Origin of the sequence: Sabulibacter ruber (genome assembly GCF_017355955.1) — a bacterium.
Taxonomy (GTDB): domain Bacteria; phylum Bacteroidota; class Bacteroidia; order Cytophagales; family Hymenobacteraceae; genus Nibribacter; species Nibribacter ruber_A.
In genome coordinates this window covers 214920-232918 of sequence record NZ_JAFFID010000006.1, presented here as the reverse complement: position 1 = coordinate 232918, position 17999 = coordinate 214920, and the positions used below count along the sequence as shown (strand labels likewise).

Here is a 17999-nt window from a genome sequence, read left to right as displayed (position 1 = left end):
AGCACTTTCTCACCTCCTCAGGACTGCGGTTGGGCCCATTCGGGAAAAACACGCCTAAAACACGTCTCTCCTGCCATCTTCTTCTAATGCAATAAACACCAATAGTCTTACAATAGGCTTCAGCATGTTAGCCAATGGTAATACTATGTTAACAGCGAGGTAACAAACCGGTGGGGCAGCAAAAAAGATCTGCTCACCCTTCCTCCTTTTCAGGAGGCATGAATGAGCAGATACTCTAACAAACAAACCTTATATTCTCTAATACCCAGGGTTCTGTGCCAGTTTAGGGTTCTTGTTGATTTCCTCAGCCGGGATCGGGAACAGGGCTTTGTTGGGGCTGCTTGGGCTATGGTTAAACCAGGCTTTCGTGCTGAAAACCCCGAAGCGGATCAGATCTTGTCTCCGGTGCGCCTCAGCGGCAAACTCCCATCCTAGTTCATCCAACATTCTCCCGAATTGGATATCGGCACCGCCGCTTCCTGGACCGGCCTGCACATTCCCGTTCTCATCCTGCAATCCGTAATTGTAGGAACTGCCTTTCTTCAGATCATCGCCGGTAACGGTGGCTTTGGCGGGGTTGGTGTCCCGGAAAGCGCGTTGACGCACCTGAGTCACCAACACTGCCGCTTCATCTGCGCGGCCCAGGCGCAGCAGGCTTTCCGCCTTCATCATGAGCACATCGGCGTAGCGCAGCATCGGGAAATCATTATCCAGCGCCCCGGTGGCTCCTTCCTTGATTTTATACTTCCCTATGCGGTAACCTTCGTTTGATTCAGTGGCCGCCATGCTGGGCAGCAGTTTCACATAATCAATCACCACTTCACCGGTAGAGGCATTTTTCTGCGGCCCCATGATCCAGGTGTCTTTCAGGCGGCCATCCTGCGCATCATACGTGTCAATAAACTGCGGTACGGCGGCGTTGCCTCCCCATGGACCGGCCTGCATCTTGTACACGAAACGGCTTGCTGGGTCCAGGGTTTTCATGTGCACGATATTGCCCGTGCCGTAGATTTGATCATATGGTATGGCAAAGATAATCTCCTTCGAGTTCTGGTTTGTATAGGTGAAGACATCCGAATAATTGGGGTCCAGGGTATATTTCTGGCTGTTGATGATCTCATCGCATTGCTGGATGCATTTCTCCCATTGCGGGGTACCGGTGTACACCCCGGCGTTCAGGTAGATTTTCGCCAGCAAGGCTTTCACGCCCCACTTGTTCAATTGGCCATAGGTGGCTTGTGGGTCATCGCTCAGCAGGTCTACTACTTCCAACAGTTCTTTAACCACGAAGTCATATACTTCCTGGCGGGTTTTCTGCTCCGGCAACTGGGTGTCTTTGAAATTGGTCACAATGGGAACATTGCCGTGGTTATCCAACAAGAGGTAATAGGCGAAAGCTCGGGTAGCCCGCAGTTCTGCCACTAAGGCCTCTTGCCCGCTCTCCATTGCAATAACTCCGTCTTCAATCTGCGCCAGTACCCGGTTGGCGGTGGTGATGCTTCGGAAGGCACTTAACCAGGTGTTCTGGGGCTGCCATTGCAGCGGGGTCCAGGTGTGGGTGTGCATCCGCAGATACGTGCCCCCATCGTACCAGCCATTGGGACGGGCAGGCGTGGCAATGGCATCCGCGCTTTCTTCCTGCAAATCAAAATACCCTTGCCAGCCCATCATCAATCCCCGGAAGGAGGCATACACCGGAGCAATGATTGCCGGTATGTCCTTTTCCGTGGGCTTGAAACTAGAGGCAAGGACTTCTGAGTACACCTCTTCATCCAGGTTGGTACAGGAGCTGATAGCGCCCACCGCCCCTAAGGTGGTGGCCAAGGTATAGACAATAAATCTCTTTTTCATGATCATGCTTTTAAAAACCTAGAAGGACACATTTAGACCAGCCGTGAACGTACGCGTGGTGGGGTATTTGTCGCGCTCATCGTTGCCAGGGGCGAATCCGGAGTAACTCACACCTTCCGGATCCAGTCCTTTGTAACCGGTGATGGTAATCAGGTTCAGGCCAGACACAAAAACCCTCGCATTTCTGACAACCTTGATCAGGTCCTTGGGCAGTGTGTAACCGAAGGTGACGTTGTCAATTTTCACGTAATCCCCTTTCTCAATGTAATGGCTTACATACACCAAGTCGTTATTGAGCCGTTTTCCGTACACTGGGTCGTAAGCGGTTTTCAACATATTGTAGGCGGGGTTCTTAGGGTTTTCATAGAACATCCGCTGGAAGTTGAGGATGTCATGCCCAAAGGCGCCTCTGATGTTTACCGTCAGGTCAAAGTTCTTGTAGCGGGCAGAATTGTTCCAGCCCAACACATGTTTAGGGATGGCGTTTCCGTAGTATTGGCGGTCTTCCTGGGTGGCGTCATTGATAGGTATGGCCTCGCCGGTTCTGCTTTCCACCAGCCAGCCGCCGTTGGCGTCTACCCCCACGGTTTTCCAGACATAGAAGCGCCCGATGGGCTCCCCAACCGCTACCCGGTGGGTGAAATCCTGGATGGGTTCACCGGTATAGCCTGCGTCGAAGTACTCTACAGTGGTTTCAAACTGGTCATTAGCCAGGGAAACTAGCTCGGTACGGTTGGTAGAATATGTCAAGTTTGAATTCCAGGTGAAGTTCTTCGATTCAACCGGAACAAAATTCACCAATGCCTCAAATCCCTGGCTACGGAGAGTACCCGCGTTAATGGTTATCCACTCGTACAGATAAGGAGGCGAGGGAACCTCAAAGTTGTACAGCAAGTCATCGATGTCACGGCGGAAGAAATCCAGGGAACCGCTGATACGGTTTTTCAGGAAGCCAAAGTCAAGACCTACGTTGTATTCCCCTTTTCTTTCCCACCGGAGGTCTGGGTTGAAGTTTCGAACCGGAGAAAAGCCCCTTACCCATCTCCCCCCAATGAAGGCCCCTTCGGTCTGGCCAAAGTTGTAGCTGATCTGTGAAATATACGGGGCGTTGGCAATGGTACCCGTTACCCCATAACCCGCCCTGACCTTAAGATCCGAGACAAATCCCAGGGTTTTCATGAAGCCCTCCTGGCTGATTCTCCAGCCCACCGACACGGCCGGGAAAGTACCCCACTTGGAGTTAACCCCGAACTTAGAGGATCCCTCCCGTCTCACACTGGCCATGAACAGGTATTTATTGTTCCAGTCATAGGTCACGCGCCCGAAAAAGCCAATCAGTTTCCAGTTGTCTTTGTAGCTGTCCATACTAGCCAAGCCAGACTGAACAGCTTGTCCAACCCCTAAATTGTTCCAGCCGTACGCATCCGTTGGAAAATTCCAGTTATCAGCATTGAATCCTTCATTGGTTTCATCCTGCCAGCTATAGCCCCCCAACACACTGAAACTATGGGCTCCGATCGTTTTGGCGTAATTGGAGGTAAGTTCCAGCAAGTTAGACCGGCTAGCGCCTGTGCTTCTTCCCGCATTGCTGTTGCGGTTGTCCAGCCAGGTGTCTGAGTGATTGAACGTGGAGGCATAGCCATACAACGAGCTCCATTGGATATGGGACCCCAGCATCTTGAAATGCAAGTCTTTGATGGGGGAATAGTCCAAACTTCCGCTCATTCTCAATTCTCTGGTGGTGTACTCCCGGTTGAATTCCTCTATCCTGGCCACCGGATTCAGGTAGAAGTACCCTCCTCGCTCTTGCCATTCCCCTGTTTCGGTCCTTACCCGGTCCGTTGGATTCCGGATGATGGCCTGCCGATACGCATAACCGTCGCCACCGCCCTGCACCGAAGAAGCTACCGTGTTGATCAACTGAATATTTGCCTTCAGTTTCTCATCAAACATGGCGTGGTTAATATCTGCCCGTGCGACGAAGCGCTCCTGCCCCGTTCTTTTCATGATACCTTCCCAGTTTCTATAGTTGAGAGAGCCCGTGAAATTGGTGGCTGAATTTCCCCCGAAGAAGGTCAGGTTATGGTTATGGCTGACAGGTGTCTGCATGATCTCATCCAACCAATCGGTGTTGCCGCCGTAGTCATCGTAGTCAATGCCCTCGTCTCTTATTAACCGCCGGTAATCATCACCCGTCAACAGTTCAGGTCTCCTGGCGATGGTCTGCACGCTGGTATAGGCGTTGTATTCCACCGTGCTGCGGTCGGTTTGGTTTTTGCGGGTAGTGATCAGGATTACCCCTCCGGTAGCCCGAGTGCCGTAAATGGCAGCTGCAGACCCGTCTTTCAACACGTCCACTGACTCAATGTCTTCCGGGGCAACGGTATTCAGGTTGCCGGGCACCCCGTCTATGATGACCAGCGGGTTAGAACTTCCCTGAATGGAGCTTATGCCCCGCAGGTTGATTTGGGTAGTGGCAGTGGGGTCTCCGCTGGGGGTGGTCACCCGCAAACCGGCTACTTTCCCCTGCACCAACTGGGCCGCATCCCGCACGGCACCTTGCACGAAGTCTTCCCTGTCCACCCCTGCCACAGCACTCGTCACATCACCCTTCTTCTGGGTTCCATACCCAATCACCACCACTTCATCCAATACCTGCCGATCTGACTTCAAGCGGATGTTCAGTTGGGATTGGTTAGTCACCAGTACTTCCTGGGGAGTATATCCTATATAACTGAAGACCAGAACGGCATTATTTGAAACCGAAATCTGGTATTTCCCTTCCGCATCAGTCATGACACCGGCAGTGCCTCCTTTCACCGAAACCGAAACCCCAATAAGAGGGGCCCCATCCTCCGCTGACGTTACAATCCCTGAAACTGGCCTGTCCTGCCTTGTTACCTCACGATGGCCCAATACCCCAGCATACGCATCTCCCTGGTGAAAACAGGGGAGAATGGTGTACAACACCACGGTGCCCGACAAAGCGAGAACCCTATTCGTAAATTTCCATTTCATAAAGCCAATTGTTTAAATACAAATTGAAAGAATTCACCTACCCTCCAGAACTGGAGGCGCCATCCACCAGTACCAGGAGGCGCTGGGTTGCCATCTGAGAAAATGGACAGACAGAAACTTTGTAAAAAGAACAGCCTAAGCTGCATTCCGGCAACACCCGCCAGCAGTGCGGGTGTCAAAGATGAAGGAAGTGCTGCTGTACACAAACCTTCTAAGGGGAAAGGATAGAACCGATCCCTTTGAATAATGATAATAAACGTGTCTCTGGGCACAAAAAAGAGGGAGCTCCGAGCTATTCAGACCTCTTCTGTGGATTCTCTATATGAAAAGTTCTAAAAGGATGAATCATTTGACCGATATCCCGAGATTACCCTACCTTAAGGCAGGCAATCGCTTTGTCTCCTATAAATTTTCATACCATTTACAGGGATTATTGCTCCAGATAGTAGTTTCTTCATATTTGAAACATAGTATGACCGCTTTTGTTAAATGCAGGTTGATTCAGATGAAGTGTTGAACTGTATTCGGTAATATACCCGAATACCCCTCTCCTTTGCCCTTAAAGGATATTCTTAAAGGTTTTCATGTGTTTAAGACCAGGTTATCTGCAGCCATCACGCTCGCGTTTAGTATGTCCTACTGAGTTAGATTTATCCAATCCAGATTCTAAGTGCGGCACCTTGACAAATCTACTATTTCCTTCAGTGTAACCCCTCTTCTGTATTATCTAATACAGATACTATATTAACAATGGGTTAACAAATGGGTTCACGGCATTTCCTTTTGGGAAGAACCGGAATGCTAGTGCCAAGCGTAACTTTGGTGGAAGGTGTACTGGTTTCTCTTACTTAACAGCCACTTTGTTTTTCATACCTGAAAGGAAGGATGCTCTTTCCGTGGCCAAGGCTAACGGCCCAAGAATCCCCTGTTCAGATGGGGTAGGATAATCTTTCAGGTAGAAACCGGCATTTCACCTGGAATCTACCTGTGAATGGATACAGGGAACCCTTGGGTATTCCTTTCTTCCTGAGTCCGGCAAAACAGATTCTACTTTGTCTTTCGCGTCGTTGACCACCCAGCCACTAGTCTTATGTCCCTCTTCTCTTGCCCCGGGTCCATAGCCGGCGGCAAAACCGATCCGTATAAGAGGCTGGCTATGTTCCTTTGGTCCATCACTGGGCCTGGTGGCATTAGAAGGGTATTTTTCAGTTCTATAGCCTCGCCGTTTTTTCAACCAGGCCTTCACCCCAGGTAATCTGCCCGGCTTGCCTTCCAGCCTTTGCTCTTTGCCGTTGATCTTCGCCAGGAGCCACTTGGTAGGCAGCCCGGTAACCGCACATGATGGCCGTACTTTCCCTTGCTTTGATGGACAATCGGGGTAGTCCGATGCTGTTTTTATTTTTTGAGGCGGGCAATGATCACTTCGGTCTCTTGGTCCGAAAGTTCGATTTCATAACCACCTCTCTGCTTCGTTCCTTTCGTTTTCAATGTATATTTCTCTCCGCCTGCCTGCTCAAAAGTCAGAAAAGATTTCGGGGTGAATGCATCAGCTGGATCAAGGAGTATTCTTACCTGGCCGGAAGAGGGGTGAAAAGAGATTTTTTTCAACTTTCCTGCCTGTAAGGAAACCCACAAACCAGCAGGCGCGATGAACACACCCGATCTGCCTGCAGCGGTGGGCTGCACTTCCACCCATTGGTTCTTTTCGCGTACATTGCCGCCGAATGACACCCAACCGAAATCACGATGCCGAACCAGATAAGTAGCTGAGTTCACCGCATAGCCAAAGAACCCTGAGCCGTAATCACCCGACAGATTGTCGTTGTGTAAGCTGGCAGGATAACTGTGAAAGGCAGCGGGGGCAAATCCCTCCTCCGTGATCGTAGAGAGGGTCCCCAAGACACCACCGTAACCTACCCGCAGTAGATAGAAGTTGTCCGGTTGCCTGCGGTATGCTGCCAGCACAGGTATTGCGTTCAGGCCTGAACCATAATGGTGTATCATTCGCTCCACCCGCGGCAACCCTCCGGCATACAAGAAATCCCAGTAGCGCCTCGCGTTGCCGTTATATGCCCAGTGGGGCACGGTAGGCATATAGGCTAGGATAGCGTTCAACGTAACATCCGCTTTCTCCTCGTACCCAAAAAAGAGCGACCAGATATATACTTCCTCCTGACCGGTTGAATCCCAGGGCATTTCGCTCCCGAAAGGATAAGGGAGGGAAGCCCAGTGGGCGGCTCGCTTCTTCATTTCGGCTTCCAGCATACTGCCCATTTCGTTCTTACCCTCTGCCTTCAAATCCTTCAGGATCATGTAAAAAATGGTTCCTTCCATTTGCCCGAACTCAGCATAGTGCGGTGCCAGGCGAACCATGGCCATGGCTGTTTCATAGGCGTTGCTTAGGTACCAGTCCCAGGATTGGGCAGTAACCAACCCTTTGTGGTGACGGGCCAAACGGTACAGCACCCAATGGGCCGCTGCTACGTGGGGGTAGTTATAGGAGCGGCCTAAGGAATACGCTTCCTTCCTGGGCCACAAAGACCATACTTTCTGGTTGGCGGGGATGCTGTAGGTACCAGGGGGCATGGAATCAGGGGCATAGTAAAACAGGCTTTTGCGAACCCCATATTTATCAGGCCCTTCTGCCACCTGTATTCGGCCCCATAGAGTTTCATCAACAAACCGCTGCAGTTTGTCTATCTCTGCCTTATTAGGCAATACGGATTGCTTCATGATGGCTCCTAGCCAACTGCCTGCTCCTCCTTCATCGCTTAGACCGGCAATCCAGACCCGGTTATCCTCCAACACCTGCTGTTTTTTCTCATTGTCATAGCTAATGACAGAGGGGCTTCGGCCAAAGCGATCTCCCTCTTTTTCAAACCATTGCTTTGTCGTTAAAAACTTCCCATAGTCGGTTACAGTCTCGCTTTCCGGTTTGATCACCTTGTAATGCACTGTTTGCACCAAGCCGTCTTCGTACTGGATCGTCAGCCTTGCTCTTCCCCATTTTTGGCCTTTGACAGCATAGGCCTTCCATCCGTTTTTACCGGAGGGGGAAGGGGTAATGGTTAAAGCTCCTTCTGGTTCCGCCTTTATGCTCCGAACGTTGCTGTTATAGGTAATAAACAGCTTGCCGTTCACGTCCTGTGGCAGGACATACCCCGGGATGCCGACGGCTACGGGACGTTTTTGTTGCATTAATTCCTTTTCAATGTTTTGCGGGGCTCCTGCCAGCACAAAGCGGACCCCGTAACTTCTCGATTCTCCCGGTTTTAGGATAACGGAAGTGGGTTGATTCCAGGGAACTGCTGTTTTCCATTCAGTTTCAGCAAAAGCCTTGCTGTGCACCATCCATTCATGGAAACCCTCAAAGGCTATGCCCCTAGGGGTGGGGTCATCATTCAACGGGTTATATGCCTCAAAAGGAGAAGCCCCATAGGGTAGGACCAACAAGGATGAATCCCTCCCGTGCAGACGGGTTACCTGTAGATAACCAGCATCCTGCCCTATGTAAGGATCATACAAAACACTCTGGGCATGGGCCTGAACCAGGTTTTTCCCCTCCAGGACGTTGTTGAAAATCATGGGGATGCCCAGGGCCCCGATCTCCACGGGGTTCGTGGTGCGGTTTGTCAGTTCGAATCGAAGCACCAACTGCCCTTGCTCCAACTCCCAGAACCGTTTTACCGTCAGCGGGATATCAGCAGGCAAGGTATTGGCCAGATCAGCGCCCGCCAGAACGGGGCCTTTTGCGGGGAGTGCCTGCACAGGCTTCCGCTCTGAAGCCGTTGAAAAAGATTCCCACTGGCCTGACCGGCCCTCCCGGAGCCGTAAGGTCAAATCACCCAAGTGATACATACCATTACTGTTACGCACTTTCAATCTGTCACCAGGTGTATAATCAAAAGCCGGCTCAGCCTTCGGGTGCAATCCCGACACCGTTTGGGAGGCCTTTACCAATTCAACCTGAAAAGAAGGTGTTTGAAAGGAAATTGTACCCTGTTCCATGCCCAATGTTGCAGGCCGCTGGGCAAGGTCCTTCCATGACTGGGCAAAAAGTTGGAGCGGGAGGAAAAGCAGCATCCCTCCAAGCCTGGTTAACATAGACAGCCTTTTGGAAGCAATGATCGTCATACTGGCAAACATCATGGTGAGTGATTCTGAAAGTTGGTGAGGGGTCAGAAATGAGTGACAAACGATATTGGCCAATAGTTAGGACCCTTTAAATCGTTGGTGGACGGTTTTGGGGAATGACCTTTCCCTGGTGAACCGGAAAATGCGGGGCAATAAACGCACTGGGATATTGCAAGTTTACCCTGCTAAGGGAACCAAAGGCCTGACGAACCGTCCCTTGGGTGAAGCAGCGGTTCCGTCAGGCCTTTGAGCAATGAGGGTTATTTCAACTCGACATCCAGGTAAACAGAATGACGGCCGTAGCTTTCGTAAAAGGGTTTGAAAACCACTCCATCAACTGTGAACTGTAGCTGCTGGGGGTCGCCTTTGATGGACTTGCCTATGTCTTCGGCATCAAAGGTCACCTTACGCCAGTCTTTCCTTGCCTGGGGCTCCTGGGCGGCCAACAATATTGGCCCGTAAAAGAGACTGGCAATGTTCTGCTGGTCCATTACCGGGTCCAGGTGAAATTGGAAGGGCATCTTCAACTCGACCACGTCGCCGTTTCTCCAATGACGGCTTAATTTAAGGTAACTGCCTGGTGTCGCGTCCAGCTTTTGCCCTTTGCCGTTGATCTTCACCAAAAAACCCTTGGTAGCCCAGCCGGGCACCCGCACATTAAGGTCAAATTTCCCGCTTCCTTTGATCGTCAGACGGGTATTGTCTTCGCTCGGGAAGTTTGTTGACTGTTCTACTGTTACTTTACGTTCTGTCCAATTTAGGGTAGAGGGGATGAATAGATTGACATAAAGCGCCTGGTTGTCTTTGCTTTTGAAGTAAATGGAGTTTTGCAGCTTGGTACTACTCTCTATGGCGGTGCCGTTGCAGCAGGTAAAGCCGGTCATGTTGGGGTTGCCGAATTGTTTGGAGGCCCCTGGCCGGAGCGGTACATGATAGGTGTTGGCAGGGCTGTCCTCGGCAACGGAGGCCAGAATATGGTTGTATAACGCACGCTCGTAATAGTCCATTAACTCTCCCCGCTGATCAAAGAGGAACAGGTCACTGGTCAATTTTAGCATATTGTACGTGGCGCAGGTTTCATTCTGCCCCCCGGCTGCGAAACCGTTTTCATACAGGGTGCCCGGTTGGGCGACAAAGCATTCCGCATTGTTCGGATTTCGTGCCCCGGCCACTCCGCCAATGCTGTACATGTAGTCATTGACCAGCTTATACCAGAAGTTATCGGCTATTTTGTAGTATTCCGGATTATTGGAAACCCGGTACATTTCCACACTCCCCACAATTTGAGGGATATGTTGGTTGGCGTGCAAACCGCGGAAAAGATCGACGTTCTTAGCCAAGCCATGTGAATGGTTGGTGTCACCGTAAAAAACTCGGATATTATCGAACAATTGCGCTGTTTTCAGGTGGTTCGGTTTGCCGGTAAGCCGGTACATCCGGGCCATTGCCTCGTTCATGCCGCCAAACTCTCCGGCAATGTAGGTGTTCCACATCTTTATAAGCGTATCTGTGGGTACCTTTGACAGGCGGGCATGGACCCAATCACCCATGTCAGAGGCTACGGCAAGCGCTTTTTTGTTGCCGCTGACTTCATAAACATCCATCAAGCCCGCCAGTATTTTGTGCAGTGTGTAGTAGGGCGCCCAGACCTGGTTCTTCTGCCCGCCGTACTTGGCTCCTTTTTCCAGCATGATAAACTGATCAGGGGGATAAGCGCTGATATATCCCGCCCCCCAGTTCCAGTAGTCCGTCCGGATGCCCCCATCGCTGAGGTCTGAGTCATAGGTCGATTTGCCAGGGCCATACGGCACCGCCGCCGGGTCTGACACATGTTTGCCACCCGCCTGAACCGGCTTTCCTGATAATTGGGATAACTCGTAAAGGGTATTGACCATGTCCTCCATTTTTCCGGAGAAATTGGCCTGAAGCGCTTTGTCATATCCTGTGCCGGCGTAGGCTTGTGCAATGGCCGTGAGGTAATGGCCTGTGGCATGCCCCCTTAGTTTGGTGTCCTGGCTGTCCCAGACGCCTAACGGCTTTGCTCCCTCAGGTTGTTTCTGACCGAAAGCATGGCGGAACATGTAGAGAAAGGAGTTCGGGTCAGTTTTAGCTAACGTGTTGATAAACTTATCCCGGTTCTCGGTGAATTGGGTTTGCTGGCCTTTTGCATCGGTATTCAAAGAAACCCTATCCAAATCAAACATGGCCAGCTTTAGACTTGGTGTGGTTGATTTACTGACCGCTTTAACCGTGACAAGTGCCTTAGGTTGGAAATTCGTTCCGGCAACTCGCCCTGTAACGGTATAACGCCCGGGCTTGAGAACAGCGCTATTGTCTGTATCCGCAGGCCATATCACACGTACCTTGGGTCCTTTCATTCCATCCCTGTAGGTTCCCGGCACGTAACCCGGCAACCGCGGCAGGTTTCCTACTTCCGTTTCCACTTCCACATCGGATACCTTGACTAAATAGGTAGTATACAGCTGTGCCTTAGTGGGCGGGAAACGGGGCAGGTCATCCTCCACGCGCTTACCCGTCGTATTGACCGAACCTTCATTGACTCCCCTGCCTTTCTGGGCGTTGGTATAGATGCCGGCTACTTGTCGGCCAGTCAAAGGAACCCGGTAAATACGAAAATCATGGAGCAGTGCATTCAGGGTAGGGTCTCCCGGCACCAGTGATTTCCCGATATAAAGCACTGGTTGCGGACCGAATACCTCCGTCAACTCCATTGGGATGTCCTTGGATTCGCCCACTGGTTTCCCATTTACATAGGTATTGATGGATTTCGAGGGGATATCCACCACTATGGCAAGGTGAACCCACTTATTTTCTTCAATAGTGGTCGGGGAAAGCGCTCCTTTCCTATTTCCCTTCCCCTCCGTTATCAATGCTTGAAAACCCTCCTGGGATTTTGTGCCCACTGGGGCGGCGAAGAAGTGTTTGGTGGCATCCTTCCCGAAATCAAAGAAACGCTGTCCGGGTTGCTTTGAACGCAGATTTAACCAGCCTGAGATACTGATCGATTCTAAATCTGTCAACGCTTCTCCCGGGATTGTAACAAAGGCTTTATTATTCCCGGAAAGCGACAAAACCTTTCCAAACTTACTGTCATTGACAAAGGTGGGTTCGGTGCCCTGGTGTTTTGCGTGCAAGTTATTTCGGGACCAGTCTTTAAGATCGCCATTGAACACATAGCGGGCAATCATGCCCGTTTCCCCAATTCCGTCTAATATCTGGTCTCCGTTCTGGGCCAGGGCGGAGCTTACACCCTGGACCAAGACGGAGACGAACAGGGCTACACGCACGAATACTTTGTACATTTTCATAGTCAATCATGTCTTTTCAACCGAGTACTGAGGCTAGTGGAGACAGATAAAAGGTTTTGAACAAACCCCTTTATTGTTCCGCCTATCCACCTTAGGAGGTAGTGATTTTGCCGGTTTAACCCTTATTGCGGTTTTCCCGCTTAAAACCGAAGAAAGAAAGGAATAGGCTTCGGGCAACCAGTCCATTCCTATAGGGAACTCAGTAGTGATAATTTTTATAAAGCTATCAAGAACCCATATGTTTCTATAAGCTTATTTTAGCTGATATTTATATTATATTAACAAAGGCCCAGACTTAAAACAGAGAATCTGTTTTGTCTTAATTGCTCTGCTGTTCGCCCTCTGAGTCGAATCCTGCCTTCTTTTTGCTGTAAGTTTGGCTAACCATTGTCTTTGTTCCAACCAGACTAGGTTCTCTTAGGAAATACCGCCTCTTAGAGAAGCTGCCATAAATACAAAAGGTTGATAAAATGCACGCAAATCCCACTATAGGGCTGTACGCACACAAACGAAACGGTACTGCCCTTTAGAGGCCTTTCACTATCCGGGAAGTGACTGCCGAGTCTGGACCGAAATTTTTGATAAATATTCGAGGCTTTGTCAGGTGCCGTGACAGACTTGGGGCGGACCGACGGGAAGCTACAGCCTTATTTCCTTTTAGTCTATTAAGTCAGTGACAAACTTTAAGATATGGGTTATGATAAGTATCTGTTTTCTTGTGCATTTGAAGGATCCGCTCACTGCAGCCCAGCTTTTTTGCGGCTTGCCTCAGGTTGCCATTTTCATCATCGATAACTACTTCCTTCGCAATATTTGTAACGATGTCCTTTACATCTTTCAAGCTCAGCCCAGCGTAGATCATTTTTTTGACTGCCTGTTCCAACTCTTTTCCCCCGAAACAAGATTCCTGTTCCGGAAAGCTAGGGCGATCAGCCTCCGGGATATCACCTACCGTAAACGGTCCCTCCCCGATATGTTTGTTGGCGATCCTGCTTACAAGTTGCTGTAGTTCCCGGACGTTGCCCGGATAATTGCGCGTGGATAGATATTGGTATACCTCCGGGTCAATGGGTTGGTTTTTCTTATGGACTTTCCTCAGGAAGTAATCTGCCAATAGGGGAATATCCTCTCTTCTTTTCTCCAGGGAGGGAAGCTGACATACCCACCCTGAAATACGGTAAAATAAGTCCTGACGGAAATTCCCATTCTTCACTTCTTCGGATAAATCACGATTTGTGGCACTGATAAGCCGGAAATGGGCTTTGCGCCAAGTATTACTGCCTACCCGTTTGTAGGTGCCCTCTTGCAGTACCCTTAACAGTTCCGGCTGTAATGCAGGCGGCAATTCGCCCAGTTCATCCAGAAACAAAGTACCGCTGTTGGCTAAAGCGAACGCCCCGTCCCTTGTGCTTATGGCATTGGTAAAAGCCCCTTTCTCATGTCCAAACAGTTCGCTACCCGAAAGGCTGGGCACTATAGTGGTGCAATCCACCACAACCAAATCCTGTTTGTCTTTCCGGGCATCCAGTTGGTGGATTTCTTTCGTTACCAACTCTTTGCCTGTACCGCTTTCCCCTAAAATCAGGACGGGACAATCCGTTGAAGCCATGTCTACAATTTGCCGGAGTGTCGCTTGCCAAAGGTCGCTTTTGCCAATCAGCTTGCTGTTAAGGTATTGTAATTTCCGCTTGGTGCTTTCCCAGTACTGCAGTCGGGCAGATAGGATCTCGGTTGGTCTTTCAACGGAACACCAGGTAAACACATCGGAGGCACCGGCGTTCAATAGTCTCCAGGATAACCCATGGGGCATGGCGTCGAAGGAAATAGCTATTATCTGGTGTTCGCACGAGTGGGCGTGTTCCGCAATACATTCTATTATAGCCGTTATGGGAGCATGGCTATCAAAAAAGATGACGCCTGGGCCCGTCGGAACCTCCTGGTTATGCAATGCCTGAACTTTGATTTTTGATTGGCCTAACGCAGAGATCACGTCGGTGATTTTTGATGAAGACCGACAAAAGCTCTTAACCCAAAGTTCGTTTTCGGATGCGTTCTTCAGCATGATCTAGGGAACTATGACTTGAATTACCATGCCATGCTCTTACCACAGGATAGCAGAAGGGCTTGGTTCATAGTGATGCCTCTGGTGAAAATACAGCGATTCCCCTAATGGATAGTAGGGGGCTGTATTACATGAAGAGCGGGGTCTGAATTGGAATTTATTTCTAATATAAGGACGGTTTATACTGACTCCTATCTAATTCCCTAGTTTTTTTACCCGTCCAGGCCTCATAACTGTACATAACAGGCTTGACAAAACAGGTTATTTTAGAGAACGCCAAAAGGCGTCCTCACTTCTGGGCAGAAATGAAATCCTGACCTATTAACCAAGGATCGCGAAAGTCAGCGGGGCGGGCGCCGGAATGTCTCATCGCTGTTTTCCTGATGGCGGAAGGCTGCGTACGGATATTCGAGATCAGGCGCAGGAAATTACCAGACAGAACCATCTGCTGCTCCCTTTCGGACAAATGCAGCGCATAAATTTTGGAGAGCTCAACGCCCGGGTGCAGCCAAGGGCCATCGGAACCAAATAAAATCTTACCGGCACCGGCCCTTTTCACCGCTGTCTTCAATACATCGAAACGGCGGATGCCGGAAGTATCAGTGAATATATTGCGGTGACGAACCAAATGGTCAATTAAGGCTGTCTGCGCTTTCCAATCGTCGGCGAAACTACCTAAATGAGGAATAATAAAATTCACGTCCGGATATTCGGTAGCCAGTAACTCTACCACGGAGACTTCTCCCATGACATCGTACAGCACCGGCAGGCGAAAACTCCGGGCTGCTTCACAAATCTCGCGGGTTATGCGGGCGTCGTACCGGTGCACTTTGATACCGCAAAATCTATACTGCTGCACTGCAGTTTTTACCATGCCCAACACCCGGCCACGGTCCCGTTCCGGATGAATAAAGACATACCCGTAAAAACGGTTAGGTTGCCGGTTCACAATGCCCGCCACTTCTTTGTTGGCGATGCTGTAATCCGAATGGAAAGCGGCGAAAAGGACGGTTTTCTGAACTCCGGCTTCCGTAGCCCAGGCGAGGTAATCGGTTAAGGGCGCATCGGTATCCCAGGGGCCGGTTAAGCCATCTCCTTTCCCGGCGTGGCAATGACTGTCAATTATCATATGATTCACCTAAAGATTAAGCTTCCAAGTTTGCCAACTAACCGGTAGAAGCGGTTCCTTTCCGTACCAGCCGGGTACCAACGCTGCCGGATACATTCGCTTTTTGGCTTAAAGCTGCCATAAACCAGATGCTGGTTTCGATCCCTTTCTTAAAATTTCGCAAACAGAAGCGCTCGTTTGGCGCATGGATCCGATCAGTAGCTAACCCAAAGCCGAGCAGTATTGTAGAGACTCCGAGTATTTCCCTGAATAGACTTACGGCAGGGATGGTACCGCCAATACGCATCAATACCGGTTCTTTGCCAAACCCTTGCCGCAAGGCCCATTGACCGGCTTGCAAGGCGGGATGCCCGAGGTTCAGTTCGTAAGGTTTGGCGTGCAGGTAAGTATGGATATTAACCGCCGCCCCTGGAGGAGCAATCCCCTGAATATAGGTGCGGAGTAGTTTTTCAACCACCTGCGGGTCCTGGTGGGGGGCTAACCGGAAGTTAAGCTTTGCTCCGGCTTTTGCCGGTATAACTGATTTTACACCTGGTCCCTGGTAGCCGCCCACAATGCCGTTTATACTTAAAGCCGGGCGGATGGTAGTTCGCTCATAAGCTGTAAACCCTTTTTCGCCCCACCCATACCTGGCTTTTGCGTCCCCCAGGATTTTATTATCGGTTGGCCCATTCTGGCGCATGTAATTCCTTTCTGCAGATCCGTAAGTTTTTACTCCGTTGTAAAATCCGGGAATGGTAATGCGACCGTTCTGGTCGTGTAATTGGGCGACAAGTTCGCATACTACCTGCAAGGGATTGCGCACCGCGCCGCCAAAATTACCCGAATGCAGATCCACCCCCTGGCTTTTCACCTCCAGTTCCACGCTCAGGCTGCCGCGGAGGGAATAGGCAAGGGAAGGATGGTCTGCAGAAAGCATGGCCATGTCTGACAATACTGCCACCTCAGCCTTTAGTAGTTCTTTCTGCGTCTGAATGAAATGCCTTAAACTGGGACTACCCATTTCTTCTTCCCCATCAAACAGGCACTTTACATTTATCGGCAACTTCCCATAGGTTTTCAGGATGGCCTCCAAGGCTTTCACATGCGCAAACAGCTGGCCTTTATCGTCGGAGGTGCCCCGCCCGTAGATGTACCCTCCCCGCACAATTGGATCAAAGGGCGGGAACGACCAGTCCGGAAGGGGTTCCACCGGTTGTACATCATAATGCCCGTAAATAAGCAGAGTTGGCTTGCCAGGTTGCTTTACCCATTCTCCATACACGATAGGGTGCCGGAGTGTAGGAAAAATTCGTACTTGCTGGAGTCCAATATGCTCCAGATGTTGTGCCAGCCAATTAGCGCAGGCTGTTGTTTCTTTTCTGTACTTCTTATCCGTCCCAACACTCGGGAACCGTACAAAAGCCTTTAAGTCCTCCACAAACCCAGGGAAGAACTCCTTAACATAGGAAAGTACTGCCTGTATAGAAGCCATAAATACCAGATACTAAATTTTTTTCCCAAGCGCTTATAGGACCGGATAATAATGCCAATCTCCTGTTTGGTCGATAATAGCTTTCATCCGGTGAACCGGCTTGCCATACGACCAACCGGTAGGGAACCTAAAAGAACGAATTGCTTCGTAACTACCGTCCGGCCGTAGGCGGTAGTTTCCCTGGTTGATTGTGCCCTGAAAAAGCTGTTTTACCCGCGCATAGCTATGAGGGCTGGAAAAAAACCGCGACAGTAAACTGGCTGGTCTTGTACCATCGGCCATTACCGCACGGGCACTATTTGAATGCAGGCGTTTGTCCAACAGGTAAGTTTGTTGCTGTTGCTTAACTAATTTCAGATTCCTCAGTTGGGGTTTTGCTTCGGCCGATATCCCGGTTACAGTGGGCGGATTAACCACAATCCCGCATTGCCTTAACCTCTGAGCATTAGCCGTACTGTCGGTGCCTTTGTTGTAGTTCCTTTCCCAGGATATTCTAATCTTAGTTCCTAGATTATAACGTGCGGTAAAAGCACATAGATCAGAGGTACAGTAACCGCAGGGACTGTTATTTATATATATATAAATGGCTCTGATCCGTTTTAAGAACTGCGGGTATTGTTGCAAATGGGCCTTAAACCAGTTCAAGAATTGGGTTTCGGCGTGTGTATCATTCCCAACCTTCCCGTTCAAGCTCAGGGGACCTACGTTCCAGACAAGTAAATGAATCATGTTTTTACCCGGTTCGGGTAAAAACAGAATCCCGCCATTACCCCTTTCGCCCTTGCTGGGCAAAGAAACATATTGGCGTTTGCCTTTAGCCTGAATAGGGACACGGGCGCCGCCCAGCCCCCCAATGCCGCCGGTGATATGGGTTGTTCGGCCCAGGGAAATCGTTTGGATTGTAAAGGCCGGCAATTTATCGCGGAGTACTATCACTATCCGGGCTTGCGTGACCGGGGTACCCCGTTTATTGGTGGCAGCATAGGGTGCGACGCCTGATGT

The 17999-nt window shown here is 50.2% G+C and carries 8 protein-coding genes; all 8 read right to left on the bottom strand.

The features are described from left to right. Nucleotides 1-258: 258 nt before the first annotated feature. The 8 genes from JT719_RS22855 to JT719_RS22820 all read right to left on the bottom strand — a co-directional run bounded on the left by JT719_RS22855 (nucleotide 259) and on the right by JT719_RS22820 (nucleotide 17933). On the bottom strand, nucleotides 259-1851 hold the full coding sequence (locus JT719_RS22855; RefSeq protein ID WP_207436082.1) for a RagB/SusD family nutrient uptake outer membrane protein: 1593 nt from the start codon (nucleotides 1849-1851) through the stop codon (nucleotides 259-261). 18 nt (nucleotides 1852-1869) lie between these two features. Continuing rightward, nucleotides 1870-4869, bottom strand: a complete 3000-nt coding sequence (locus tag JT719_RS22850; RefSeq protein ID WP_207436081.1) for a SusC/RagA family TonB-linked outer membrane protein — start codon at nucleotides 4867-4869, stop codon at nucleotides 1870-1872. 1395 nt (nucleotides 4870-6264) lie between these two features. Further along, nucleotides 6265-8952 (bottom strand): DUF5695 domain-containing protein, encoded by a 2688-nt coding sequence (locus JT719_RS22845; RefSeq protein WP_242693435.1) that lies wholly within the window; start codon nucleotides 8950-8952, stop codon nucleotides 6265-6267. A 311-nt stretch (nucleotides 8953-9263) separates the two neighbouring features. Then, on the bottom strand, nucleotides 9264-12326 hold the full coding sequence (locus JT719_RS22840) for a beta-L-arabinofuranosidase domain-containing protein (RefSeq protein WP_207436079.1): 3063 nt from the start codon (nucleotides 12324-12326) through the stop codon (nucleotides 9264-9266). A 676-nt stretch (nucleotides 12327-13002) separates the two neighbouring features. Beyond that, nucleotides 13003-14394, bottom strand: a complete 1392-nt coding sequence (locus JT719_RS22835) for a sigma 54-interacting transcriptional regulator (RefSeq protein ID WP_207436078.1) — start codon at nucleotides 14392-14394, stop codon at nucleotides 13003-13005. A 289-nt stretch (nucleotides 14395-14683) separates the two neighbouring features. Beyond that, a complete protein-coding gene (locus JT719_RS22830; protein WP_207436077.1) occupies nucleotides 14684-15523 on the bottom strand; it encodes an amidohydrolase family protein in 840 nt (279 codons plus the stop codon). A gap of 37 nt (nucleotides 15524-15560) precedes the next feature. Further along, nucleotides 15561-16997 carry a dipeptidase gene (locus JT719_RS22825; RefSeq protein ID WP_207436076.1) on the bottom strand — a complete coding sequence of 479 codons (1437 nt, stop codon included), beginning with the start codon at nucleotides 16995-16997 and terminating at the stop codon, nucleotides 15561-15563. 33 nt (nucleotides 16998-17030) lie between these two features. Further along, complete coding sequence (locus JT719_RS22820) at nucleotides 17031-17933, bottom strand: hypothetical protein (protein WP_207436075.1); 903 nt, start codon at nucleotides 17931-17933, stop codon at nucleotides 17031-17033. Nucleotides 17934-17999: the final 66 nt, after the last annotated feature.